Origin of the sequence: Acidovorax sp. sif0632, assembly GCF_019218805.1 — a bacterium.
GTDB classification, from domain to species: Bacteria; Pseudomonadota; Gammaproteobacteria; order Burkholderiales; family Burkholderiaceae_C; genus Acidovorax; species Acidovorax facilis.
On the sequence record NZ_JAHUWW010000001.1, the window covers coordinates 1,102,788 to 1,128,151 of the forward strand.

Sequence of the window (25,364 nt, forward strand, 5' to 3'; positions counted from 1 at the left end):
CGCACGAGCCCCCAGCGTTCGGCCCAGTAGGTGAAGGGGCCGCTCGGTACTGTCACACCGTGCACACTGTGCCCGTGCTGGGAATAGGCACTGTGCTGGGCGTTGAAATCCTTGCTGGTGGCGGTAGACCGCGCGTTGTTTGGGGCGCTCGATTCTGCTTTGGTGGGGTCGGGCGTTTTCTTTTGAATCACAGCACGCCCTCCCAGCTCCTTGCCAGTGCAAGCAGCTTGTGCTGTGCCCGGTACTGGCGGCTCTTGGCGTTTCGCAGGTGCTGGTACTTATCAGCGGTAGCTGCCATCATCGCCTGCCAGTTGGCATCACCCCGCGCCAGATGGGTACGCTGGTGGCCGGTGGCAATGCGCCAGTCGATATAGCCACTGCGCAGCACATCTTTGCAGTGCTGGGTGTGGGCCGCGGCCTGGGCGTAGTGGAGGGCCGCTTGCGCCAGGGCGAGAATGTCTTGGGGCTTGGTCATGTTCCTAGCCCCCCGTCTGTTGCTTCGCGTTGTGGCTGGCAATCCACGCGCGTACGGAGCCCACGTTCCAGGCGGTTATGCGATCCGACAATTTGATGGGAGCAGGAAATCTACCTGCTTTGACCATGCGCCATAGCGTAGGTGCGCTGAAGGGCAATGGGGCAGGGAGGCCGGGACGCTTGGGGCTTTGCACCAACTGCGATTCGCGGATGAATGCGCTGTCGGGGAGGGTGTCGAAGAGTGACTGGGTAATGGTCAGCGGCTGGCTGGACCGGGTGTCTGCAATTGCTGTCGTAGCAGCCGTCTGCACTCGCTTGGGGGGATTTGACATGGCGTGCCGTCCTGTGATTGGGATAGCACGAATGTGTTCGGTCCGCCTGGGCCCGAATAGATGGGCGGGTTCAGAAAACTCACCCCTAATTCCTTAGTTGACAGGGGGCCTTTCCATTCCGAATTGCATTCGCATGAGCGTGCCAAACCCGTCACGCTAGTAAGCATGCGGGTGTCAGGGGGTGGGTGGGTTACGCTTAATCGGTGGGAGGCTTTGCCTTTGCGGCGTCTTAGGCGCACCGCCGTTTCTGTCCCAATTCGCTACCTTGGCGCACACCTCAACTGTCTGATTGATAGGGTTGCCCTCTTCATTCGTCATCTCGTACTGTGCTGCGTGTTCACGCAGCCACTTCTCCAGCGCCCTCTTGGGACTTGTGCCTTCTGTATCTGTGACCGCCAACCAAGCGTTCACTGCCGCAGCCAGTCTCCCTGAATAGCGAGGGTGTTTGGGGTTCAGGTAGTCAGGCTCACCCTTGTGCACCTCTTCATCTGGAAAAAAGAATGGAGGTCTAAGGTTCCGAGAAATAAGCCATCGCTTCAGCGCATCAACGTCAATCAGCGAAGTCCATGGATCGATGGCATCAACAGTTTGGGCCCCTTCACCCATGGCGTGAGTATCTGGCTGGCTGCCTTTGATCTCTTTCGCCGCTTGCAGCTTCCCGGTCTTTATAGAGTTGGTCAACGCATGCACCACACGCGTGAAGACTGAATGGACCTCGTCACTACCCGGACTTTCCCAGTTCGACGATTGCAAATAAGGCTCGGTCGCAGTGTTGTCACCAAGCCGAGTAGTGGGTACGCCCACTATGCAGCAGGCCGCCTCCGCGATCGAAAGGACATCAGCCAGCCGCGTAGCCTCCCAATCGCTCATGATTTTCAAGTTCATCTGGTGACCTATTGATTTATGCTGTCTTGAACTGCAGCACGTTGGAGCCGAGACGAAGTTTGTCTAGATAGTCCGCCCAGCGTTGCATCATTTCGCGGCGAGCAGGTAAGTGTGCTGTGCGGTTGTACGCTCGCCCGTTCACATCCTTCACGGCATGCGCCAGTTGGTGTTCTATCAGGTCAACGCGTTCGCCGAGAACTTCGTCCAAGATGGTGCGTGCGGTAGCACGGAAACCGTGGGCGCTATGGATCTCTTTGGCGTAGCCCATGCCGCGCAAAGCGGCGTTGATGGTGTTCTCACTCATGGGCCGCTCGCCAGTTCGCAAGCTGGGGAAAACATACTTCCCGTGGCCGGTGGCTGCGTGCATGCCGCGTACCAGCGTTAGCGCTTGGTTAGACAGCGGAACGATGTGGTCCGTTTTCATCTTCATCTTGATGCCTGGGATGCGCCACTCTGCTGTCTCCAGATCAACCTCCCCCCATTCCATGGTCCGTAGCTCGCCCGGGCGCACAAACACCAGCGGCGTAAGCCGCAGAGCGGCCACGACGTTAGGGTGGCCGCTGTAGGTGAATATGGAGCGAAGCAGCTCTCCCAACTGTTTGGGATCGGTGATGGCAGCAAAGTGGCTTGGGGCGGGCTTGGCCAGCGAACCCTTGAGGTCCTGCGTTACATCCCGCTCGGCAGCGCCAATGGCCACTGCATAGCGAAACACCTGCCCGGTCACTTGCTTGACGCGGTGCACGCTGTCGAGCGCGCCCCGTGCCTCCATCTTCCGCAGCGCTGCCAGCACGTCCCGAGGGCCTATGGCAGACATTGGCATGGCTCCAATAGAGGGGATCACGTCTTTCTCAAGCCATGAGGTGATTTTGTTGTGCGTGGTGCTGGCTCGCCCGCCTGCAGTCTTGGCCAGCCACTCGCGCGCCACAAGTTCAAAGGTGTGGGCGGCAGCCTCCGCCTTGGCTCGCTTTTCCTCGCGCTTGGCGGCGCTGGGATCAATCCCGTCAGCCAGCAGTTCACGGGCCTTGTCTCGGCGCGCACGTGCCTTGGCCAACGAAATCGCGGGGTACACACCCAGTGCCAGGGTCTTTTGCTTTCCCAAGAAGCGGTAGCTCATCCGCCAGTACTTGCCGACGCCCTTGACGTGGAGATACAGCCCTTGGCCATCCGCGTGCTTTTCGCCCGCTTTGGACCCGGCGGGCTTGACGTTCTTCACGAAGGTATCTGTCAGTGCCATGGATGCCCCTTTTGTTGGTATCTCTGGCGGTGGTATTTCCAGATACCTGCACAGATACCAACGTTTTGTTGGTATGTCATGGTAGTCACTGAGATGACGTGAGGCAAAGAAAAACCCGCTACACCTATGAGATGTAGCGGGTTTGATCCGTCTTGATGCTATCTGAGAGCATTAGATGGTGCCCGGGGCCGGAATCGAACCGGCACGCCTTGCGGCGGGGGATTTTGAGTCCCCTGCGTCTACCAATTTCACCACCCGGGCTGGAATTCGTGAAGCCCCAAATTATGGCACAGTAGGGCGCATGAAATATCCGACGATTGAAGATGCAGTGGGTAACACCCCTCTGGTCGCTTTGCAGCGCATTGGGGCCAAGGACAACGCGGCGCGCGGCAATGTGGTGCTGGGCAAGCTGGAGGGCAACAACCCGGCCGGGTCAGTCAAGGACAGGCCCGCGCTGTCGATGATCCGCCGGGCCGAGGAGCGTGGCGACATCCGCCCCGGCGATACGCTGATCGAGGCCACGTCGGGCAACACCGGCATTGCGCTGGCGATGGCGGCGGCCATCAAGGGCTACCGCATGGTGCTGGTGATGCCCGAAGACTTGTCCATCGAACGCGCACAGACCATGAAGGCCTTTGGTGCCGAACTGGTGCTCACGCCCAAGAGCGGCGGCATGGAACACGCACGCGACCTGGCCGAGGCCATGCAAAAGCGCGGCGAGGGCAAGGTGCTCGACCAGTTCGGCAACCCCGACAACCCACGCATCCATTACGAAACCACCGGCCCCGAGATCTGGGAGCAGACGGGCGGGCGCATCACGCACTTTGTGAGCGCCATGGGGACCACGGGCACCATCACAGGGGTGTCGCGTTTCCTCAAAGAGAAGAACCCGGCCATCCAGATCATTGGCGCGCAGCCGGAAGAGGGTTCGCGCATCCCGGGCATCCGCAAGTGGCCGCAAGAGTACCTGCCCAAGATCTATGACCCGAGCACGGTGGACGAGCTGGTCTATGTGAACCAGGACAGCGCCGAAGACATGTGCCGCCGCCTCGCGCGCGAAGAGGGCATCTTTGCAGGCATCTCGGCCGCAGGCGCGTGCTGGGTGGCGCAGCAGATTGCGGCGCGCGACAGCAATGCCACCATCGTGTTCATCGTGTGCGACCGGGGCGACCGGTATCTGTCTACCGGTGTGTTCCCTGCGTGACAGGCGGCCGCCGGCTGCCGGGTTCGAAGGTTTTAATGAAATTGGCTGCTAGCGCTTGATGGATAAGCGCTAGCAGCTATAAAAATAATAGCTCTACCATGCACTACGAAGTCCGCCACTGCACCCACTGCGGTACCGCGCTACAGCCCATCACCCTGGCCGAAGACGGAGGCGACAAGGAGCGGCTGCGCTGCCCCGCCTGCGGCTGGACCCACTGGAACAACCCCACGCCCGTGCTGGCAGCGATTGTCGAGATCGACGGCAAGGTGCTGCTGGCGCGCAACGCGGCATGGCCGGGCAAGATGTTCGCGCTGATCACCGGCTTCATGGAGGCAGGCGAGTCGCCCCAGGAAGGCATTGCGCGCGAGGTGAAGGAGGAAACCAACCTCGACGTGCAGTCCACCACCCTGGTGGGCGCCTATGAGTTCCTGCGCATGAACCAGATCATCATTGCCTACCATGTGGTGGCCACGGGGCAGGTTCAGTTATCGCCCGAGCTGGTGGACTACCGGCTGTACGATCTGGCAGACCTCAAATGCTGGCCTGCGGGCACGGGCTACGCGCTGGCCGACTGGCTGCGCACCAAGGGGCACGAGCCGGTGTTTTTTACCGCTGAAGAAAATGCAGAACGGCGGCGCGGCCTGGACGAACAACCGCCGCAGCCGCCAAAGGATTGACGACCATGGACATTCACAAAGAAATCGACACCCGGGGCCTGAACTGCCCCTTGCCCATCCTCAAGGCCAAGAAGGCACTGTCCGACATGGCCAGCGGCCAGTTGCTGAAGGTGGTGGCCACCGATGGCGGGTCGCTGCGGGACTTTCAGGCGTTTGCCAAGCAGACGGGCAACGAACTGGTGGAGCAGCAGACGGTGGGCGAGGAATACATCCACATCCTGCGTCGTCGGTAGATTGAAGGAAAATTAGCTGCCAGCGCTCTATGGATAAGCGCTGGCAGCTATTAATTTGGAAGCGTTTGAGGCGCTTCCACTGTGAGCCCGGACTGTGGCTTACAGCGCCAAGGTCTTCAGATATTCCCGGAACTGCGCGCCCACCTGCGGGTGTTGCAAAGCCAGCTCCACCGTCGCTTCCAGAAACCCTTCCTTGCTGCCGCAGTCGTAGCGCTTGCCTTCGTACTGGAAGGCGTACACGGCTTCGTGCTGCATCAGGCGGGCAATGCCGTCGGTGAGCTGGATCTCGCCGCCCACGCCGCGTGGCTGGTTGCGGATCTCGTCGAACACGCCGGGCGTGAGGATGTAGCGGCCGGCCACGCCCATGCGCGAGGGGGCGACATCGGCCTTGGGCTTTTCCACGATGCGTTCAATGCGGATCAGCGGGCCGCCAGCGGGCTCGCCGGCCACGATGCCGTATTTGTGGACCTGGTCTTCCGGCACTTCCTGCACCGCGATGACCGAGCGGCCTTGCTGGCGGAAGGCGGTGGCCATCTGGGCCAGCACGGGCTGGCCGCCTGGGGGGCCCACCATCAGGTCGTCGGCCAGCAGCACGGCAAAGGGCTCCTTGCCCACCAGCGGCTCGGCGCACAGCACGGCGTGGCCCAGGCCCAGCGAGCGGGGCTGGCGCACGAACGCGCAGTCCATGTCGTCGGGCTGGATGGAGCGCACCAGCGCCAGCAGTTCCTTCTTGCCGGCGGCTTCGAGTTCGGCCTCCAGCTCATATGCCGTGTCGAAATGGTCTTCGATGGCGCGCTTGCTGCGGCCGGTCACGAAGATCATGTGGCGGATGCCAGCGGCATAAGCCTCTTCCACGGCGTACTGAATCAGCGGCTTGTCAACCACGGGCAGCATTTCCTTCGGAGACGCCTTGGTGGCGGGCAGAAAACGGGTGCCCAGGCCAGCGACGGGAAATACGGCTTTGCGAACGGTGGTGGCAACAGTCATGAGACTCCTTGAGTGAAGACAGGGATTCGGGGTGTTGTGGTCGTCGTGGATATGCAAGTGTCAGGCCAGAGTCGCCCGGCCTTTCACTTATGTTCTGTCAGCCTAGGCGACCCAGCTGGTCGCGCAGGCGGGTCAGCGTGGCGCCGAAGTCAGCGATGCGCTTCTTTTCCTGGTCGATCACGGCCGGTGGGGCCTTGGCCACAAAGGCTTCGTTCGAGAGCTTGTTGTTGGCCTTGGCGACTTCGCCTTCGATGCGAGCGATTTCCTTGGACAAGCGGGCCTTCTCGGCGGCCACGTCAATCTCCATGTACAGCGCCAGCCGAGCTTCGCCCACCACGGCCACAGGCGCTGCCTGCGCGGCAGCGGCCCAGGCGGCTTCGTCGTCAAACACCTTGACCTCGCTGAGCTTGGCCAGTGCCTGCAGCACCGGGCCTACGCCGCGCATGAAGTCGGTGTCGCCCACGGTGTACAGCGGCAGGCGGGTGGACGGGGACACGTTCATTTCGCCACGCAACGCGCGGCAAGCGTCCACCAGCCCCTTCACGCGGCCCATGTGGGCTATTGAAGCCTCGTCGATCTTGTCCACTTGCGCCTGCGGGTAGCGGGCGATGCTGACCGATTCGCCGGGGATTCCGGCCACAGGCGCCACCACTTGCCACAGGGCTTCGGTGATGAACGGGATGATGGGGTGGGCCAGGCGCAAGATGGCTTCGAGCGTGCGGATCAGTGTGCGGCGCGTGGCGCGTTGCTGCGCTTCGGTACCGTTCTGGATCTGCACCTTGGCGATCTCCAGGTACCAGTCGCAGTACTCGTTCCAGACAAAGTCGTAGATCGTGTTGGCCACGTTGTCCAGGCGGTATTCCTCAAAGCCCTTGGCGACTTCGGCCTCGGTCTTTTGCAGCAGCGAGCTGATCCAGCGGTCGGCCTGGCTGAACTGCATGTAGCCGTGGGCGCTGCCGCCGGGCTGGCACTCTTCCTTGGTGTGCTCTTTCAGGCCGCAGTCCTGGCCCTCGCAGTTCATCAGCACAAAGCGGCTGGCGTTCCAGAGCTTGTTGCAGAAGTTGCGGTAGCCCTCGCAGCGCTTGCTGTCAAAGTTGATGCTGCGGCCCAGCGATGCGAGCGCTGCAAAGGTGAAGCGCAGCGCATCGGCGCCATAGGCCGGAATGCCCTCGGGGAATTCCTTTTGCGTGTTCTTGCGCACGGTGGGCGCGGTCTCGGGCTTGCGCAGGCCGGTGGTGCGCTTGTCCAGCAGGGGCTCCAGTGCAATGCCGTCGATCAGGTCCACGGGGTCGAGCACGTTGCCTTCGGACTTGGACATCTTCTTGCCCTGCGCGTCGCGCACCAGGCCGTGGATGTACACGTGCTTGAACGGCACGCGGCCGGTGAAGTGCGTGGTCATCATGATCATCCGGGCGACCCAGAAGAAGATGATGTCGTAGCCCGTGACCAGCACGGTGCTGGGCAGGTAAAGGTTGAAGTCGTCGGTGGGTGCGTCGCCCTGTTCAGGCCAGCCCATGGTGCTGAACGGGACGAGCGCGGACGAGTACCAGGTGTCGAGCACGTCCTCGTCGCGGCGCAGCGTCTTGCCGGGGGCCTTGGCCTGCGCCTCCGCTTCCGTGCGGGCCACGATCACGTTGCCGTCTTCGTCGTACCAGGCCGGGATCTGGTGGCCCCACCACAGCTGGCGGCTGATGCACCAGTCCTGGATGTTGTTCATCCACTGGTTGTAGGTGTTGACCCAGTTCTCTGGCACAAAGGTCACTTCGCCGCTGGCCACGGCGTCGATGGCCTTTTGCGCAATGCTCTTGCCCGTGGGGTCCTGCTCGCTGACCTTGCTCATGGCCACGAACCACTGGTCGGTCAGCATGGGCTCGATGACCTGACCGGTGCGGGTGCAAATCGGCACCATGAGCTTGTGCTTCTTCACCTCCACCAGCGCGCCGATGGCTTCCAGGTCGGCCACCACGGCCTTGCGGGCCACGAAGCGGTCCATGCCCTGGTACTTGGCCGGGGCGTTTTCGTTGATGGTGGCCTGCAGCGTCAGCACCACGATCATCGGCAGCTTGTGGCGCTGGCCCACGGCGTAGTCGTTCTGGTCGTGCGCGGGGGTGACCTTGACCACGCCCGTGCCGAACTCCTTGTCCACGTAGTCGTCGGCAATCACCGGGATCTGGCGGTCGCACAGCGGCAGGTTCACCATCTTGCCGATGAGGTGCGTGTAGCGTGAGTCCTCAGGGTGGACCATCAGCGCCACGTCGCCCAGCATGGTCTCAGGCCGGGTGGTGGCTACCGTCAGGCTGCCCGAGCCATCGGCCAGCGGGTATGCGATGTGCCAGAGCGAGCCGTCCTTTTCTTCGCTCTCGACTTCCAGGTCAGACACGGCGGACTGCAGTTTCGGGTCCCAGTTCACCAAGCGCTTGCCGCGGTAAATCAGGCCCTGCTCGTACAGCTTCACGAAGGTGTCGGTCACCACGGCGCTCAGCTTGTCGTCCATGGTGAAGTATTCGCGGCCCCAGTCCACGCTGTCGCCCATGCGGCGCATCTGCGTGGTGATGGTGTTGCCGGACTTTTCCTTCCACTCCCACACCTTGCTCACAAAGTTCTTGCGCGCCTCGGGGGGGGTGGGGCCCATGTCGTAGCGGCTGATGCCTTGCTCCTGCAGCTGGCGCTCCACGACGATCTGCGTGGCGATGCCCGCGTGGTCGGTGCCCGGCACCCACACGGTGTTGAAGCCACGCATGCGGTGGTAGCGCGTGAGGCTGTCCATGATCGTCTGGTTGAACGCATGGCCCATGTGCAGCGTGCCCGTCACGTTGGGCGGGGGCAGCTGGATGGAAAAGGCGGGCTCGCCCGCCTGGGGCTGGCCCGTGCCACGGTGGCCTGCGGTGCCATACCCGCGCTTTTCCCATTCGGGGCCCCAGTGGGCTTCCAGCGCGGCGGGTTCAAAGGACTTGGACAGGCTGTCGAGGCCGGGTTGTGCTTGGGGCGTGCTCATGGGGTTTGGCAGAAGGAAGAGGCAGGCACAGGGCGCGCCTCAACGGTCAAGAGGGTGGACCGGGCATTTTACGGGAGCGCCAGCCGGTCTTCCCCTGCGCTCGCATCCCACCGGCATTCCGTCTGTCGGGCATTTCTCGCCAATTGTTACCTTGTCGCTCGACCTGCCCGCCGTGGCGTCTTGATAATCCCGCCCGGTGGAGCGAGAGGGCCCCTGGAGAGGGGGGCGGGCTCCACGCATTGCCCGGGTCAAAAACATACAACCAATCGGTCCCATCCATGCATCTTCCATCCGCACTCCGCGCGGGCCTTGCCAAGGTCTTTGTCTACGCGCTGCTGGCGCTTTTTCTCATCCCGGCGTTGACCTATGGGTTCACCGTCTACGCGCAGCGCGACCAGGACGCGAACTTTGTGGCCGGCATCAGCCAGCGCATCGACGCTGAAAAGGGCATGCCGCCCGCCGAAAAGCAGGCGCGCAAGGACTACTACCGCAGCAATCCGCCGTCCACCATTTGCAGCAGCACCGACCCCGACGCGCAGGACTACCGCGAAGCCCTGTGTGAGCGCTATTCCGACGTGTGGCAGTTCCACATGGCGCGAGTCGTGTCGTTCTGGACCCTGGTGGCCAGCGGCGTGCTGCTGGTGGCGGTGCTGGGCCTGGGCGCGCTGGCCTTTGCCGACCGCACGCTGCAGTACACCAGCTTTGTCGCGGGCTGGCGCCTGACCACCTGGGCCAGTGCCGCCGCGCTGGTGGTGCAGGGGGCGATGGCGGTGTGGCTGTCGTTCTGGGTCACGGCGTTCTTCTTTCACAAGTATTCGCCCAAGCTCATCATCGTCGTGGGGCTGGCCGTGGCGGTGGGTGTGTTTGTGGCGGTGGCGGGCATCTTCAAGCGCGTGCAGTCTGACAACCATGCCGTGGGCGAGCTGGTGTCCGAAGACGATGCGCCCCTGCTTTGGAAGCGCATCCGCCACATGGCCCAGCGCCTGAAGACCGAGCCTCCGAAGAACATCGTGGCGGGCATCGATGCCAACTTTTTCGTGACCGAGGCGCCGCTCACGGTGGGCAACCACACGCTCACGGGCCGCACCCTGTTTGTCAGCCTGCCCCTGCTGCGCATCCTCGACCAGGCCGAGGCCGACGCTGTGTTTGGCCACGAGCTGGCCCACCTGCGCGGCGGCGACACCCAGAGCAGCGCGCGGCTGGGCCCGAAGCTAGTGCAGTTTGACCACTACCGCCATGCGATTCGCAGCGGGGGGCTCTCGGCCGTGGTGTCGCCAGTGCTGGACCTGTATCGCACCATCTTCGAAATTGCCCTGGCGCGCGACAGCCGCGAGCGCGAGTTCAAGGCCGACCGCATCGCTGCCAAGCTCATCTCGCCAGCGGCCATTGCGCAGTCGCTGGTCAAGATCGCGGCCTACGCGCAATACCGTTTCAAGATCGAGGACGAGCTGTTTGGCCGCAATGAGCGGCACGACACCACCACGCTGGGCATCGCCCGCTTTGTGGCCCAGGGGCTGGCGCCCTATGCGGCGTCCAGCGATTTTGTGGATGCGATGAAGACGGCCAATGTGCCGCACCCCTTTGACTCGCACCCCGCCATGCCCGAGCGCCTGCGCAACGTGGGCATGGCGCTGAAAGAGCAGGACTACGGTGCCATCGCCGTGCGCACGCCCGCTGCCACCTGGGTGCAGGAGATATTGACGGCGGACGCGATCGAGCAGCGCCTGTGGAGTGACTACGAACAGCAGTTTGCGCAAGACCATGAACGCAGCCTGGCCTACCGCTACGAGCCCGCCACCGACGAAGAGCGCGCGCTGGTGCTGCGCTACTTTCCGCCCGTGGTGTTTGCGCTCAAGGGGGAGAACACGGTGGAGGTAAGCATCGACGGCATCCGCACCTCGGCCGACGAGACCACGGTGTTCTGGGACGCCATCAAGGCGCTGGAATTCAAGGAAAGCAGCTTTGGCAATGCACTGGTCGTGACGCACCCCGAGAAGAACGCCCTGGGCCTGGGCGCCAAGACCAGCAAGATCAAGCTGTCTGGCCTCACCAAGGAAAAGGACCAGTTCAACGCCGTGGTGGGGGCCTACTGGCAGCGCCACCAGATCATGCGGGCGCAGCAGCAACAGCCTCAGGAAGGCTGATTGCTACCGCTGGAGTGGTTGGTGGAATTTTGCTACCAAATAAATAGCTGTTAGCGCTTGTTGGTAAAGCGCTGGAGGCTATTTTTATCTGTATTTTTATCGCTGACGCCACGTTGCACGTTGGGTGTGCAACGTGGCGGCGCCAAAAGCTTGTCAGCCTTTGACGAACTCCGGCCGGTCGTTCTGCTGCGGCTTGAGCGGTTCCACCGCCTTGCCTTCAGCGCGCTCCTTGCGCCACTGCTCCTTGCGCGCCGTCCACTCGTTCAGGCGGGCGTGGGCCACGGTGCTGTCCTTGGCCATCTGTTCTTCGTCGGCCAGCTGGGCCGACAGCTCCAGACGGATACCGTTCGGGTCAAAGAAATAGATGCTGTGAAAGATGTGGTGGTCCGTTACGCCCAGCACCTCGATGCCGTGGGCCTCCAGGCGCTTCTTGGTGTTCTCCAGCTCCTGCACCGTGTCCACGCGAAAAGCAATGTGGTTGACCCACAGCGGCGTGTTCGGCGAGGGCTCTGCCTTCACGTCGTCGCCCAGGTCGAAGAAGGCGATGAAAGAACCGTCCTTGAGGCGAAAGAAGAAGTGCGTGTAGGGGCAGTATTCGCCCGTGCTCGGCACGTAGTCGCTCTGGATGATGTGGTACAGCGGCAGGCCCAGGATGTCCTCATAGAACTGGCGCGTTTCTTCAGCGTCACGCGCCTTGTAGGCGTAGTGGTGCAGTTGCTGGATGGGCGCGGGCGGGGGCAGGGTGGCCAGATCAGGTTTCAGGATGGCGTTCATGCAGAGTCTCCTCAAATCGGTTTTGCGATTCTACTATTCGTAATTGATTTACGTTAAGTTAATTTTTTGAGGGCCGGGATTGCGGTACATTCCGCAGTCGTCCTTCTTTGCCCCTGAGGTATTCGTCCGATGCGCCTGTAAGCCCCTCAAGCCTTTCCTTCCTGCTTGCCCATTGCCGGGCCAGGCGGTTGTATGTCTTGTCTGGAGTGCTTTTGCATGGCGACACCTTCAATGCCGGGCGATTCCGCCCATCGCAGCCGCAGCGCTGCCGCAGCCTCGACGGCTGCCTTCCCTCCTCGGCCCTCTATTGCCGCCCCCCGCAGTGCGGCTTCGTCTGCGGGTCCCGTTGTCCTTCAGTTCCACGACGTCACATTCAGCTTGCCTGACGGGCAGGCACTGTGGGCACGCCCGCTGAATGTGGCCCTGGGCCAAGGCGTGACCGGCTTGGTGGGCGCCAACGGCGTTGGCAAAAGCGTTTTCTTGCAGCTTGCGCAGCGCATGCTGCAGCCTGCAAGCGGTGTGGTGGCGGGCTGCCCTTCCGTGCACGCGGTGGCGCAGGAGGTCGGTGCAGCCCCTTCGGCCACCGTCGCCGATATTGCGGGCCTGGGCCCGGTTCTGGGTGCACTCGACCGACTGGAAGCGGGCAGGGGCTCGCCCGATGATCTGCTTTTGGCCGACGGGCGGTGGGACCTGCCCTCGCAATGGCAGCAGGCGCTGCACGCGCTGGGGTTGGGCCACCTGCCGCCGGGACACGCGGCGCAGCACCTTAGCGGTGGCGAGCGCATGCGCGTGGCGCTGGCGGGGGCATTCCTGTCGGGCGCCGATCTGCTGGTGCTGGATGAGCCCACCAACCACCTGGACCGGCCGGGTCGGCGCTGGTTGATGGAGTCGCTGGCGCAGTGGCGCGGTGGCGTGCTGGTGGCCAGCCACGACCGCGAATTGCTGGGCATGGCGAACAACATGGTTGCGTTGTCTGCAGCGGGGCTGCAGCGCTACGGCGGAAACTGGTCCGTGTACGAGGCACAGCGCCAGGCCGAGGCTGCTGCTGCCCAGGCCGCGCTGGACCACGCGCGCACCGAGCGCGAGCGGGGCATGCGGGCGCTGCAGCGCGAGCACGATGCCCAGCAGAGCCGCGCCGCGCGGGGGCGCGAGGCCGGCCGCGCTGCCAACCAGGCATCCGTCCTGCTGGACCGCAAGAAGAACAACGCCCAGGCCCACGCGGGTCGCGAGCACGAGCGGCAGCAGCAGGAGCGCCAGCGGCTGAACGATGCGGTGCGCGAGGCCGCTCAGCGTGTTCCTGCAGGGGGCGCTACGGCGCTGGTGCTGCCCCAAAGCGCCGTGCCTGCGGGCAAGCAGGTGCTGGCGTTCGAGCAGGTGCATGTGACGCATGCGCCGCCCGGCTTTCCTCCGCTCCATGGAGTCTGGAACGGGCCCATCCGCATCGCCATCACTGGGCCCAACGGCTGCGGCAAAAGCAGCCTGCTGCGCACCATTGCCAACCCTGCGTTGGCCACTGCGGGGCGGGTGTTGCGGGGTGTGCGGGCCGCCTGGCTGGACCAGCACAACGCCGCCCTGCTTCCACCCCAGCACGGTGTGCTGGCGCGCCTGCAGGCGCTCGGCACGCCCCTGCCCGAAGCGGCGCTGCGCACGCACCTGGCCCAGCTTGGCCTGGGTGCGGACAAAGTGCAGCGGCCTGAGGGCGTGCTCAGCGGTGGAGAGCGCATCAAGGCCGCCCTGGCTTGCGCCCTGTGGTCGGGCGAGCCCGCGCAAATGCTGCTGCTCGACGAGCCCACCAACCATCTCGATGTGGATGCCATCGAAGCGCTGCAGTCTGCCTTGCAAGCCTTCACGGGCGCGCTGGCCGTGGTGTCGCACGACGTCACCTTCCTGCGTGCGCTTGGGCCTGATGTGGTGTGGGCCTGGCAGCCGCAAGGCTGGAACCTGGATGCCACGCTGGACGCTGCCTGACACGCCCGGCGAAGTGCGCGTGCATGAAAAAGCCACCCGCTGCGTGAACGCAGGGGTGGCCCGTGGGTTTGGCGCGCAGCAGCCGCCCTTCAGGGGCGAGCAGCCCGCGTGCCTGCCGATGGTGGATTACTGCTTCACAGCTTCAATCTGCACCACCAGGCGCACGTTCTTGGGGAAGCCCCATTCCACGCCGTAGTTCATGCCCCACTGGGTGCGGTCGATGGTGGTTTCAAAGTCGCCACCGCACACTTCGCGCTTGAGCATGGGGCTGTCGTAGCAGTTGAACTGCGTGGCCTTGAGGGTGACGGGCGCGGTCTTGCCCAGCAGCGTGAGCTGGCCGGTCACTTCGCTGACCTTGTCGCCGGTGAAGCTGAACTTGTCGGACACGAACTTGATCGTGGGGTGCTTGGCTGCGTCAAACAGATCGGCGCTTTGCAGGTGCTTGTCAAAGGGAGGCGTGCCGGTATTCACCGAGGTGGTGTCGATGGTGATGTCCACCTTGCCGGTTTTGGCGGCACGGTCAAACTCGACCGAGCCCTGCTTCTTGTCGAAGCGGCCACGGTTGGTGGATGCGCCGAAGTGGCCGATCTCGAACGTCACGAAGGTGTGCGTGGGGTCGATGGCGTAGTTGGCGGCCTGGGCAGCGCCAGCGGTCATTGCGGTGGCAGCGGCCACGGCGAGCAGGGAGAAGAGGGACTTGCGCATGGAAAAGACTCCTTAAAAAGAGGAACTACGAAACGAACCAGGGGAAAGTGGGGTGAAAGGGGCGGGGCTGCCGTTGGCAACCGGTCAAAGCTTGTTCACGCCTGTCAATGCGAGCTTGAACTTCACGGTCACGTCGTCGGCCACCATCGAGGTGTCGGCCCACTCGTTCTCGCCAATCTTGAAAGCCAGCCGCTTGATGGGCAGCGTGCCGGTGGCCGTGGTGGTGGGGCCGCTCTGGGTCAACGTCACCGGCACTACCACGTTCTGCGCGGTGCCCTTGATGGTGAGCTTGCCCGCCACCTCAAACTTGCCGCCGCCCAGCGCCTTGATGGCCGTGGATTCGAACTGCGCCTGCGGGAACTTGGGCACGTTGAACCAGGTGGGCTTGGGCAGCTCGGCATCGGTTTCGCGCGAGCCCAGCGTGGCGCTGCCGGTGTCTACGGTGAAGGCGATCTTGCTCGTGGCCAGCTTGGCGGGGTCAAACGCCACCTGGGCGCTGAACTTCTTGAAATGGCCATCCAGCGGCACGCCCATCTGGCGCGCGGTGAACTGCACCTCGCTCTGGGCGGGGACCAGTTGCTGCTGGGCCAGTGCGGCCTGCGCGCTCAAGGCAAAGGCGGCCACCAGGAGGGTGCGAGACAGTTGGGAAGACAGGTTCATGCAAAAAACTCCGTTCAAAAGACAGAAAGTGAAAACCAGATCCATGATCTGGAGGGCGGTGCGTTGCCCCGCCATGCACGCGACTCAGGGGTGTTTCATCTGCCCGGCAGCATGCGGGCGATGAGCCCATCGCGGTCCACGATCTGGTGCTTGAGCGCGCCTGCGATGTGCAGCACCACCAGGCCCGCCATCGCAAAGGCGGTGTACTGGTGCCAGGGTTTGATCGCCTCGGCCAGCTCCTTGCTCACGGGCACGAAGTCGGGCAACTGCCACAGGCCCAGAAACACGATGGGAAAGCCTGCTGCCGAGCTGTAGGCCCAGCCAATCAACGGCACGGCGAAAAACAGCGTGTACAGCAGCCCGTGCGTGGCGTGGTGCGCCAGCTTTTGCCAGCCCGGCATGGTGTTTTCGATGGCTGGCGGCAGCGCGGGAGGGCGGTGCGTGACGCGCCACAGCAGGCGCAGCACCGACAGCACGAGGATGGTGACCCCCGCCCACTTGTGCCAGTTGTAGAGCTTGAGCCGCTGCGGCGAGAACGGCAGCCCGGTCATGTAAATACCCACGCCAAACAGGCCAATCAGTGCCAGGCCCAGCACCCAGTGCAAAAGCATGGCGGTGCGCGTATAGCGGCGAGGCGGTGCGTCGGCAGCGGTGCGGGTGGCGGTGGCTGAAACAGTCATGAAGAGAGGAAACGTGGGGCTGTTGGACGGAGCGCCGGGCGGGGTCGCCAGCCCGTTCGGGGCTGACATCCGTCAAGCGATGGGGCAGTGTAGGAAGCCGTTGCCGCATTCGGCTTCAGGCAGATTGATGCTTTAATTCAAAAAAAATGAATTGATAAGGCCTGAGCGCTCAAAGTTCCCCAATGCTGTGCACGTTGCACCCGCGTGTATCCGATGGGGTGTGAGGGCGGCGGATTCACCAGGGATGCCCCGGTTCGGTGCGGCCCAGAGCGTCGCGGGCTGGGCAGGATGCGATTTTTTTGACGTAAAGGGCAGCCCCCGCGCCTGGAAGCGCAGCCCTGCATACACGGCCGTTTACCGGCCGAGCGCGGCCTTCTTCCAGGCCTCGGCGGCGGCGCTGTCGTCGCCGCGTATTTCTGCCAGCTCGGCCAGGTGGCGCCAGGCGCTGGCCCGCAGGCTGGTGTCGCCCAGTTGCTGCGCCGCCTGTGTGAGCAACTGCTGGGCCTTGCCCCACAGCTGGCGCTTGAGGCAGGCCATGCCCGCCAGGTACTGCAGGCGTGCGTCGCGGGGATTTCCCTGGTAGGCCGATTCGATGCGCGCCAGCCAGGGGGCGTCGAGGTCGTCCAGCCCGGCTTCGAGTGCGCGCACCAGCTTCAGCGCGTGGTGTTCGGCCAGCGCGTCGGGCAGGTCCACCATGCGGTCCCACACGGGCAGCAGCCAGGCGCGCACCTGCGTCGCGTCGCCGCCCAGGGCTGCCAGCCGCTGCGCGGCGTGGATGGCCAGCTCGGGCATGCTGCGCTCGGACGATTCCAGCGACATCCAGGTCTGCTGCAGCTGCGCGGTGTCGTGTGCGCTGTTGATGAGTTCAATGGCCAGGCCCCGCACGATGCTCTGGGCCGCAGCGGGCGAGAAGGCGCGGTGCTTGCCCAGCAGGCGTGCGGTGTCCAGCGCCTCCTGCGTCTGGCGTGCCAGGCGCGTGGCCTTGAGCTTGATGCGCAGCGACAGCGTGCGCCGGGCGGCACCCTGCGGCAGGGCGGCCAGGCGGTCGAGCGCGGCGTTGGCATCGCGGTCGTCCAGCGACCAGCGGGCGGCACGCATCTGGGCGCCCTCGCGCATTTCCTGCTCGTTCACGGTGCCGCGCAGCGGTGCCTCTTGCAGGGCGTCCTGCAGATGGCTTTCGCGCGTGGCGCTGTCTTGCAGCGCGTGCGAGGCCTCGGCCGCAATCATGTGGGCCAGTGCGCGCAACTGGCGGCCGTGGGGCACGGCCTCGCCAGCGGTGGCCAGCGCGTTTTCTTGCGACAGCGCAGCCACTGCGGCCTTGCGCGAGCGGATGAAGCGCCCGCCCAGCATGTGCGTCAGGGCGTCCAGCAAGGCCGCGTGCATGGCGCGCTCCTTTTGCTGCACGCGCCAGCGCCGGGCCTGGTGGGGCAGCTCCAGCAGCGCCGCCAGGGCGCGCAGCGCGGCGTACACGGTGACAAACCCGCCCACCAGCAACAGCACGACCAGGTTCAGCGACAGGTCGATGCGGTACGGCGGCCAGTACAGGGTGACGGTGCCCTGGTTGTTGCCCGCAAACAGCGCGGCGGCCACCGCCACGCCAAACAACGCTAAAAGCCAAAGTGCTGCACGCATATCAGTAATCCATCGCTCCGGCCCCGACCTGCGACGCGGGCGCGCCCGCAGACCCGCGCCCCCGCGCAAGGGCCGCCCCGCCGCGCTGGGGGCGTCCCCCTTGGGGGGAAGGCGCGAAGCGACTCAGGGGGGGATTCATCGTCCGGCTGCAGCTGTTGCCAGCGCAGAGAGCGTTTCGTCCAGGCGCGGCTGCTCGGCCGCCTTCATGCTGGCCTGGGCGGTCTGCAGCGTGCTGGCAGCGTTCTGCGTGCGGCGCGATGCCGGGTCAAAGTATTTGTTGAGCGCAGCGTTGGCGGCGGCCAGGTCGGCGCGGGCCGATTCGAACTGGCGCGCCAGCACGCCCAGGCGGGCGTTGAGCAGCTTGAGCTTGAGGTTCTCGCGCAGGAAGAAGGTCTGCTCGGGCGCCAGCAAAATGGCCTCGGGCTGGTCGATGCGACTCACGCGCACCAGGCCCCGGGCCTCGTCACGCACCACTTCCCAGCTGCGCTGCAGGGCTGCCTGCCACCAGGCCAGGTCGCCCTGGTTGAGCGGTGGCGTGTTTGTGGGAGCGGGTGTGGCTGCCAGGCGGCGTGTGGCGGCCGCCTGGGCCACGGCGTTCAGCACGGGCAGCTCGTCCACCTGACGCACCAGGTCGTCCAGGCGGGCCAGCAGGCCGGCGGTGTCGGTCACGGTGGCGCGGGTCAGGCGGTCCAGGTCGCGGCCAATGGCGCGCTGCACGGGGGCCAGGCGGGGCTGGGCGGCGCGTTCGATGCGCTGGTTGGCGCTTTTGAGCGCGGCCACCAGGGGCTCCAGGCTGCCGGTGAGCTGCGCCTGTTGCTGCGCCAGGCGGATGGCCGATTCGATGTCCACCACCAGGTTCTCGTCGCGCGAGCGCGACAGGCTTTGCATGAGTTCTTCGAGCTGGCTGCGCTGCAGCGCCACTTCGCTCACCCGCGCTTCGGCCACCGACAGGCGGGCTGCCGTCTCGCGCACCAGTTCTTCGGCCTGGCGGGCCATGGTGCGGGCCTCGATGGCCTGCGCGCCCGAGTCTGCGGACTGACGGGCAAGTTGCTCTTGAATGGCGCTGAGCTTTTGCCACAGCATGCCGCTGCTGACCAGCGCGGCAGCGGCCACCGCGCCCAGTAGCAGGGTGACGGCGCCACCCCGGCCCGGGGTGGGTGCTGGAGGGGATGGCGAGGCTGCCGGGCCCATGGCCGGTGCGCCCACGGGTGCCGCGGCAGGTGCCGCCATGGGCGCTGCAGTGGGTGCGGGGGGCAGATCGTTGGGGGGCACGGAACTCATGCGGCCGATTCTATCGAGGCCACCACATCCTCCAGCGCCGGACGGCATTCCCGCACGGTGCCAAAGCCCGCTGCGCGGGCCGCTTCGGCGATGCGCGGGTGGGTGGCCAGTGCGTGCGCGGCGCCCCAGTGCTGGCCGGGCAGGGCCTCGGCCAGGTGGGCTACGGCTTCAGAGCTGCTCAGCAGCCAGATGGAGCCATCGCATGCCGCCTGTTGCGCCAGCGCCACCTCGTGCGCTGAAAAATGCGGTGCGCCGCGTTGGTAGGCCACCACAAACTCCACCGTGCCGCCCGCCGCCTCGATCTGGCGCGCCAGCCAGTCGCGGCCGCTGCCCTGGGCGGATTCGTGGACCCCGTTGGACCTCCCGCGCACGATCAGCACGCGGTCGCCGGGCCGGATCTGCCCAGAGACCTGCTGCCACAGCGCTTCCGAGTCGAACTGGGGGGCATCCGCTGCGGGGCCGTCGATGCAGCCAAGCGGCACACCGGCCTGCTCCAGCGCACGTGCCGTGCCGGGGCCAGGTGCCCATGCTCTTATTTTAATAGCTGCTAGCGCTTGTCCATCAAGCGCTAGGGCCTTATTTGGCTCAAAAAAATGAAACACCGCATTGCCACTGACAAACATCAGGGCCCGGTACTGTGCAAGCCGGGCATGCGCCTGGGTGAGTGCTTGCTCTGCTGCCGCGTCACGGCAGGGGCCGATGGCGATGAGCGGCAGGGCCACGGCATCCACACCACGCGCGCCCAGCAGCTGTACCCAGTGCGCAGCCTCGCGTGCGGGCCGCGTGACGATCACCCGGGGCATGGCATGCGCGTTCAAACCAGGGGTTCTGCGCCCCGTGCGCCACCGGCACGCAGGCGCTGCGCAATCGCGTCGCCCAGTGCTTCGGCCTGCGCCAGCGTGGAGACGGCGGCGCTGGCCGCTGCGCGCACCAGGGGGGCCTGCGCGTCCACGTCGCCCCAGGCGGCGTCGAGCTGCAGCACGCCATCGGTGAACGTGCCGTGCGCGGCCAGCGGCATGGAGCAGCTGCCGCCCATGGCGCGGCTCACGGCGCGCTCTGCGGCCACGGTCAGCCAGGTGGGCTGGTGGGCCAGCGGGGCCAGTGCTGCGATCAGGTCTTGCCGGTCGCTGCGCACTTCAATGCCCAAGGCACCCTGGCCCGCTGCGGGCAGCATGGCCGTGGGCGCAAACGTGGCGCGGATGCGGGATTCCAGCCCCAGGCGCTTCAGGCCCGCAGCCGCCAGCACGATGGCGTCGTACTGGCCTTCGTCCAGCTTGCGCAGGCGGGTGTCGAGGTTGCCACGCAGGGGTTCGATCTTGAGGTCGGGCCGCAGGGCCTGCAGCAGCACCTGGCGGCGCAGGCTGGAGGTGCCCACCACCGCGCCCTGGGGCAGGGCATCAATGTTCGGGTAGTTGGGTGAGACAAACGCATCGCGCGGGTCTTCGCGCTCCATCACGCAGGCCAGGGCAAAACCCTCGGGCAGCTCCATGGGCACGTCCTTGAGCGAATGCACGGCAATGTGCGCGCGGCCTTCTTCCAGCGCCACTTCCAGCTCTTTCACAAACAGGCCCTTGCCGCCCACCTTGCTGAGCGAGCGGTCCAGGATCTGGTCGCCCTTGGTGGTCATGCCCAGCAGCTCCACCGTGTGGCCCTGTGCGCGCAAAAGAGCCTGTACATGCTCTGCCTGCCATAGCGCCAGGCGGCTCTCTCGGGTGGCAATGACGATGGAAAGGGGGGAATGGGCGAGGCTCAAGTTCGTAACCTGTTTGTAATCATTCAGGGGCGGGCGATGCTAGCATGCGCCCGCACTGGGGCCGGTGCGCCCCGGGGGACGCGGGGGCAAGCGGCGCCAGGTCACCTACCCACCTCCGGAGACCCACGCACCATGAAACGATCCGACAAGGACCAGCCCCTGATTGACGACATCCGCCTGCTTGGCCGTATTCTGGGCGATGTGATCCGGGACCAGGAGGGCGTGGCCGCCTACGAACTGGTCGAGCAGGTGCGCAAGCTCTCGGTGGCCTTCCGCCGCGACGCCGACCAGGAGGCCGACCGCGCGCTCAAGAAGCTGCTCAAGTCCCTGTCGGGCGACCAGACGGTGAGCGTGATCCGCGCCTTCACTTACTTCAGTCACCTGGCCAACCTGGCCGAAGACCGCCACCACATCCGCCGCCGCGCCGTGCACGAACGCGCGGGCGACACGCAAGAGGGCAGCATCGAAGTCGCCCTGTCGCGCCTGCGTTGGGCCGGCATTGCGCCCAAGACGATTTCACAGACGTTGGCGGGCAGCTACGTGGCCCCCGTGCTCACCGCCCACCCCACCGAAGTGCAGCGCAAGAGCATTCTGGATGCCGAGCGCGACATCGCCCAGCTGCTGGCCACGCGCGACGACATCCAGGTGCGCGCCCAGCTCTACAACAGCGCCAAAGACGCGCTCACCCCCCGCGAGCTGGCCGCCAACGAAGCCCTGCTGCGCGCCCGCGTGGCCCAGCTGTGGCAAACGCGCCTCTTGCGCTACAGCAAGCTCACCGTGGCTGACGAGATCGAGAACGCGCTGTCGTATTACGAAGCCACCTTTCTGCGCGAGATCCCCAAGATCTATGCCGACCTCGAAAACGAGCTGGGCCAGTACCCCGTGCACAGCTTTCTGCGCATGGGCCAGTGGATCGGCGGCGACCGCGACGGCAACCCCAACGTCACCGCGCAGACCCTGCAATACGCCCTAGGCCGCCAGGCCGAGGTGGCGCTACGCCACTACCTGACCGAAGTGCACTACCTGGGCGGCGAGCTGTCGCTGTCGGCCCGCTTGGTGCAGGTGTCCGCCGAGATGGAGGCCCTGGCCCAGCGCTCGCCCGACACCAACGAACACCGCGTGGACGAGCCCTACCGCCGTGCGCTGACTGGCATCTATGCGCGCCTTGCCGCATCGCTCAAGGATCTGACCGGTGGCGAAGCCGCGCGTCATGCCGTGGCGCCGCAGAACGCCTATGCCAGTGCCGAGGAGTTCCTGGCCGACCTGCGCGTGATCGAAGCGTCATTGAAGTCGCACCACGGCGAAGCCCTGGCCGCAGAGCGCCTGCACCCGCTGATCCGCGCCGTGCAGGTGTTCGGCTTTCACCTGGCCACGGTGGATTTGCGCCAAAGCTCTGACAAACACGAAGAAGTGGTGGCCGAGCTGCTGGCCAAGGCGCGCATTGAGCCCAACTATGCAAGCCTGCAGGAGGCCGCCAAGCGCGCCCTGCTCATCAAGCTGCTGAACGACGCACGCCCGCTGCGCGTGGTGGGTGCCGAATACTCTGCCCATGCCAAGGGCGAGCTGGCCATCTTCGAAACCGCCCGCGTCATGCGCGAGCGCTTCGGCCACGAAGCCATCCGCCACTACATCATCAGCCACACCGAAACCGTGAGCGACCTGCTGGAAGTGCTGCTGCTGCAAAAGGAAGTGGGCCTGATGAATGGAACCTTGGACACCGAGTCCAGGAACCACCTCATCGTGGTGCCGCTGTTCGAAACCATTGAAGACCTGCGCAATGCCGCGCCCATCATGCGCGAGTTCTATGCACTGCCCGGCGTGGCTGCCCTGGTGCAGCGCAGCGGTGGCGAGCAGGACATCATGCTCGGCTACAGCGACAGCAACAAAGACGGCGGCATCTTCACCAGCAACTGGGAGCTGTACCGCGCCGAGATCGCGCTGGTGGAGTTGTTTGACGAACTGGCCACCAGCCACGGCATCCAGCTGCGCATGTTCCACGGCCGGGGCGGCACCGTGGGCCGTGGCGGCGGCCCCAGCTACCAGGCCATCCTGGCCCAGCCCCCCGGCACCGTGCGCGGCCAGATCCGCCTGACGGAGCAGGGCGAAGTCATCGCGTCGAAATACGCCAACCCCGAGATCGGCCGCCGCAACCTCGAAACCCTGGTGGCTGCCACGCTCGAAGCCACCTTGCTGCAGCCCACCAAGCCCGCCACCAAGGCGTTTCTGGACGCCGCCGCGCAGCTCTCGCTGGCCAGCATGGGCAGCTACCGCGCGCTGGTGTACGAAACCCCGGGCTTCACCGAGTATTTCTTCAACTCCACTCCCATCCGCGAGATCGCCGAGCTCAACATTGGCTCCCGCCCCGCCAGCCGCAAGGCCAGCCAGAAGATCGAAGACCTGCGCGCCATCCCCTGGGGCTTCAGCTGGGGCCAGTGCCGCCTCACGCTGCCCGGCTGGTACGGCTTTGGCTCGGCCGTCGATGCGTTTGTGAACCTGGAAGGCAAAGACCCCAAGACCCAGCTGGCCCTGCTGCAAAAGATGTACCGCCAATGGCCGTTCTTCCGCACGCTGCTGTCCAACATGGACATGGTGCTGGCCAAAAGCGACCTGGCCCTGGCCTCACGCTACAGCGAACTCGTCACCGACGCGCGCCTGCGCAAAAAGGTGTTCACCAGCATCGAAGCCGAATGGCACCGCACGGCCGATGCCCTCACGCGCATCACCGGCGAAAAACAGCGCCTCACGCACAACGCGGCCCTGGCCCGCTCCATCAAACACCGCTTTCCGTACATCGACCCACTGCACCACTTGCAAGTGGAACTGGTACGCCGCTGGCGCGCGGGGCAGGGGGATGAACGGGTGCAGACGGGGATTCACATTTCCATTAATGGGATTGCTGCGGGGTTGAGGAATACGGGATAAACCAGGATCGCGCTGCAGCGGGTGGCTGGGTATTCCCATTTCATGGTCGAAATGCGGCGGAATCCGCAGCTATGCGCAAAGTCGTAGGGCCTAATGGGTGGCAAAAATAGGCAGCCTATTTAAGAATAGTTGCAAGGCAAGAAATAAAATGGAGAGGGTCGTATGAGGATTTATTTTTCTGCAACAATTTTTTTTTGTTCAAAAAATTATTCAAAAGCAGAGTTGCACGATTGATTTTGATAGGGTTGGCGGTTTCTGCTGGATCAATTGGCAATGTTGCTGCCCAAACTCGGTACGATTCGGTTTGTCTTGAAACAAATTCGAAAGGGCGGAATCACTGTCTTCTCCATCCCACTGAATTTACGGATTGGGTTTACCGCTCTGGGATTCCCAGTGGGTCATTCTTTCCGACAGTGCAAGAGGTGGTTGAGAGCACCATAGCATTTTGGACCAGGGGAGCGACAAAACTTTGTGGTGTAACTCACGAAGTTGGTCCTGAAGAAATTGTTGTGGCAGATACGTTTGTTCAGTCGCGACAGCCTTTAAGAACAAAGCGTCGATTGCTTGCAAAAATATCTGTCGCTGACAGTACGGGGCGCTGCACGGGGCCTACTGATTATATTGCCGATATTTGGGGTGATCGAACTGCCCAGTGTACGCCTTTTGCGGGGGCATATTTCTCTGATATCAATTCATCGGGCTGTATGGCCAGTACCGCTCGCTATCCGATGGCTTGCGATCTTTGTAATGCAGGTAAGGTTGGCAATCCTATTGTGCCGTCGATTCGTGAGAAGGTGGAAATTGTAAAAGACCTGGTTGACGAACGTCCTCATGCGCTTGAATTCACGCGGTTTTATCGCAGCCACCGTGTTCGCGATGCGGTGCTGTGGTTTTGGGGGCACTACGAGAACCTGCACAAGGGTGATATAGGCGCAGGGTGGCTTCATAATCATGATTTCAATCTCACATATACGCGAGTTCGCAAGGACGAGGGGGGTGCTTTTGATCAGATTCGCATACAGATGCCTGATGGATCACATCATTACTTCTTTCGAAAAAATGGCGGGTCTTATATTGCAAGAAATTCGCTTCATAGCCTAACTATTCAGCCAAATGGTGGTTGGTCGTTTGATGATATGGAGCAAGAAAAGCAATATATTTTCAATCGCAAAGGTCGAATCGTCCGGCAGACCCAAAGAAATGGCTGGACCACTGACTATTTTTACAAGGATGAAATCAAGCTGCTTCGGGTAGAGAATAATTTTGGGCGTTCGCTGGAGTTTTTCTATGATGCCTCTGATAAAATTGAATCCGTGCGTAGCTCCAGCGGCCAAGCGGTTTCATTTGTCTATGATCGAGATAGATTAATTGCTGTTCGTAAAGCCGATGGCAATGCAATAGAGTATTTGTATGAACTAGCGTCCGCGCCTGGGCTGCTGACAGGTGTGTTGGATGAAAATCGCACGAGGATTTCCACGTTTCAATATGACGCCGAGGGGTGGGCTACTGCGACGGAGTCCGCAAGCGGTGTGAATCGATACCAGGTTCAGCCTGCAGAGACGGATAATTTCTGGGTGACTGACCCTCTGGGGACAAGAAGAAAGCTTTCATATTCACCCAGATTTAACTTGATGCTCTATTCGGGAATATCACTGGCCCCGGCATCGGGAGAAAAGCGCCCAGCAACCTCTGTTAGCTGTCGCATCCCGGACGATCATATGGTCGCTTGAGAAACAGGTGCGGGTGGGTCTGGTACCACTCTTTCATCGCCTGCATCGGCGTACTGCTCTTGAGCGCTGACAGCGGTAGCTGGTGGTTGTACAA

At 63.8% G+C, this 25,364-nt stretch carries 21 protein-coding genes, 1 tRNA gene and 1 pseudogene; 7 read left to right on the plus strand and 16 right to left on the minus strand.

Annotated features, from left to right (window positions below):
- Positions 1-187: 187 nt before the first annotated feature.
- The 5 genes from KW832_RS04945 to KW832_RS04965 all read right to left on the minus strand — a co-directional run bounded on the left by KW832_RS04945 (position 188) and on the right by KW832_RS04965 (position 3,186).
- A complete protein-coding gene (locus KW832_RS04945) occupies positions 188-475 on the minus strand; it encodes a hypothetical protein (RefSeq protein ID WP_218298482.1) in 288 nt (95 codons plus the stop codon).
- A 4-nt stretch (positions 476-479) separates the two neighbouring features.
- Positions 480-806, minus strand: a complete 327-nt coding sequence (locus tag KW832_RS25870) for an AlpA family phage regulatory protein (protein ID WP_218298481.1) — start codon at positions 804-806, stop codon at positions 480-482.
- 174 nt (positions 807-980) lie between these two features.
- Positions 981-1,691: a hypothetical protein gene (locus KW832_RS04955; protein WP_218298480.1), complete on the minus strand. Its 711-nt coding sequence runs from the start codon at positions 1,689-1,691 to the stop codon at positions 981-983.
- 16 nt (positions 1,692-1,707) lie between these two features.
- On the minus strand, positions 1,708-2,925 hold the full coding sequence (locus tag KW832_RS04960; protein ID WP_218298479.1) for an integrase arm-type DNA-binding domain-containing protein: 1,218 nt from the start codon (positions 2,923-2,925) through the stop codon (positions 1,708-1,710).
- A 176-nt stretch (positions 2,926-3,101) separates the two neighbouring features.
- Positions 3,102-3,186 (minus strand) — tRNA-Leu (locus tag KW832_RS04965).
- Between the two features lie 40 nt (positions 3,187-3,226).
- Between KW832_RS04965 and cysM the strand changes: the two genes are divergently transcribed.
- From cysM to KW832_RS04980, 3 genes are all read left to right on the plus strand, one after another.
- A complete protein-coding gene (gene cysM / locus KW832_RS04970; RefSeq protein WP_055401636.1) occupies positions 3,227-4,129 on the plus strand; it encodes a cysteine synthase CysM in 903 nt (300 codons plus the stop codon).
- A gap of 98 nt (positions 4,130-4,227) precedes the next feature.
- Positions 4,228-4,806, plus strand: a complete 579-nt coding sequence (locus tag KW832_RS04975; protein WP_055401638.1) for an NUDIX domain-containing protein — start codon at positions 4,228-4,230, stop codon at positions 4,804-4,806.
- 5 nt (positions 4,807-4,811) lie between these two features.
- Positions 4,812-5,039 carry a sulfurtransferase TusA family protein gene (locus KW832_RS04980; protein ID WP_010459874.1) on the plus strand — a complete coding sequence of 76 codons (228 nt, stop codon included), beginning with the start codon at positions 4,812-4,814 and terminating at the stop codon, positions 5,037-5,039.
- Positions 5,040-5,138: 99 nt separating this feature from the next.
- On the opposite strand, the gene galU is transcribed toward KW832_RS04980, so the two are convergent.
- Both galU and KW832_RS04990 read right to left on the minus strand, forming a co-directional pair.
- Complete coding sequence (galU, locus tag KW832_RS04985; protein ID WP_055401640.1) at positions 5,139-6,026, minus strand: UTP--glucose-1-phosphate uridylyltransferase GalU; 888 nt, start codon at positions 6,024-6,026, stop codon at positions 5,139-5,141.
- 97 nt (positions 6,027-6,123) lie between these two features.
- Positions 6,124-9,021: a valine--tRNA ligase gene (locus tag KW832_RS04990; RefSeq protein ID WP_218298478.1), complete on the minus strand. Its 2,898-nt coding sequence runs from the start codon at positions 9,019-9,021 to the stop codon at positions 6,124-6,126.
- Positions 9,022-9,299: 278 nt separating this feature from the next.
- Here KW832_RS04990 and KW832_RS04995 point away from each other — a divergent pair, with 278 nt between their 5' ends.
- Positions 9,300-11,165 (plus strand): M48 family metallopeptidase, encoded by a 1,866-nt coding sequence (locus tag KW832_RS04995; RefSeq protein ID WP_218298477.1) that lies wholly within the window; start codon positions 9,300-9,302, stop codon positions 11,163-11,165.
- A gap of 153 nt (positions 11,166-11,318) precedes the next feature.
- Here the strand turns inward: KW832_RS04995 and KW832_RS05000 are convergent, their stop codons facing one another.
- A complete protein-coding gene (locus KW832_RS05000) occupies positions 11,319-11,939 on the minus strand; it encodes a VOC family protein (RefSeq protein WP_055401646.1) in 621 nt (206 codons plus the stop codon).
- A 216-nt stretch (positions 11,940-12,155) separates the two neighbouring features.
- Between KW832_RS05000 and KW832_RS05005 the strand changes: the two genes are divergently transcribed.
- A complete protein-coding gene (locus tag KW832_RS05005) occupies positions 12,156-13,907 on the plus strand; it encodes an ABC-F family ATP-binding cassette domain-containing protein (protein ID WP_255577493.1) in 1,752 nt (583 codons plus the stop codon).
- A 126-nt stretch (positions 13,908-14,033) separates the two neighbouring features.
- On the opposite strand, the gene KW832_RS05010 is transcribed toward KW832_RS05005, so the two are convergent.
- The 7 genes from KW832_RS05010 to hemC form a co-directional block, all read right to left on the minus strand.
- The gene (locus tag KW832_RS05010; RefSeq protein WP_218298476.1) at positions 14,034-14,612 is read right to left on the minus strand and encodes a YceI family protein; all 579 of its coding nucleotides are present in this window, start codon (positions 14,610-14,612) and stop codon (positions 14,034-14,036) included.
- Positions 14,613-14,696: 84 nt separating this feature from the next.
- Positions 14,697-15,272, minus strand: a complete 576-nt coding sequence (locus tag KW832_RS05015) for a YceI family protein (protein WP_218298475.1) — start codon at positions 15,270-15,272, stop codon at positions 14,697-14,699.
- Between the two features lie 95 nt (positions 15,273-15,367).
- Complete coding sequence (locus KW832_RS05020) at positions 15,368-15,952, minus strand: cytochrome b (protein ID WP_218298474.1); 585 nt, start codon at positions 15,950-15,952, stop codon at positions 15,368-15,370.
- Positions 15,953-16,306: 354 nt separating this feature from the next.
- Positions 16,307-17,584 carry a heme biosynthesis protein HemY gene (locus tag KW832_RS05025; RefSeq protein ID WP_218298473.1) on the minus strand — a complete coding sequence of 426 codons (1,278 nt, stop codon included), beginning with the start codon at positions 17,582-17,584 and terminating at the stop codon, positions 16,307-16,309.
- Between the two features lie 135 nt (positions 17,585-17,719).
- The gene (locus tag KW832_RS05030) at positions 17,720-18,865 is read right to left on the minus strand and encodes a uroporphyrinogen-III C-methyltransferase (RefSeq protein ID WP_199727025.1); all 1,146 of its coding nucleotides are present in this window, start codon (positions 18,863-18,865) and stop codon (positions 17,720-17,722) included.
- The gene (locus KW832_RS05035) at positions 18,862-19,668 is read right to left on the minus strand and encodes a uroporphyrinogen-III synthase (protein WP_218298472.1); all 807 of its coding nucleotides are present in this window, start codon (positions 19,666-19,668) and stop codon (positions 18,862-18,864) included. Before KW832_RS05035 ends, KW832_RS05030 begins: the two co-directional genes overlap by 4 nt.
- An 11-nt stretch (positions 19,669-19,679) precedes the next feature.
- Positions 19,680-20,618 (minus strand): hydroxymethylbilane synthase, encoded by a 939-nt coding sequence (gene hemC, locus KW832_RS05040; RefSeq protein WP_055401658.1) that lies wholly within the window; start codon positions 20,616-20,618, stop codon positions 19,680-19,682.
- Positions 20,619-20,750: 132 nt separating this feature from the next.
- Here hemC and ppc point away from each other — a divergent pair, with 132 nt between their 5' ends.
- Complete coding sequence (ppc, locus tag KW832_RS05045) at positions 20,751-23,540, plus strand: phosphoenolpyruvate carboxylase (protein WP_218298471.1); 2,790 nt, start codon at positions 20,751-20,753, stop codon at positions 23,538-23,540.
- Positions 23,541-23,962: 422 nt separating this feature from the next.
- On the plus strand, positions 23,963-25,270 hold the full coding sequence (locus KW832_RS05050) for a DUF6531 domain-containing protein (RefSeq protein WP_218298470.1): 1,308 nt from the start codon (positions 23,963-23,965) through the stop codon (positions 25,268-25,270).
- Here KW832_RS05050 and KW832_RS05055 read toward each other — a convergent pair.
- A pseudogene (locus KW832_RS05055) lies at positions 25,233-25,364 on the minus strand (IS481 family transposase); the annotation flags it as partial. The gene KW832_RS05050 and the pseudogene KW832_RS05055 sit on opposite strands and share 38 nt — an antisense overlap.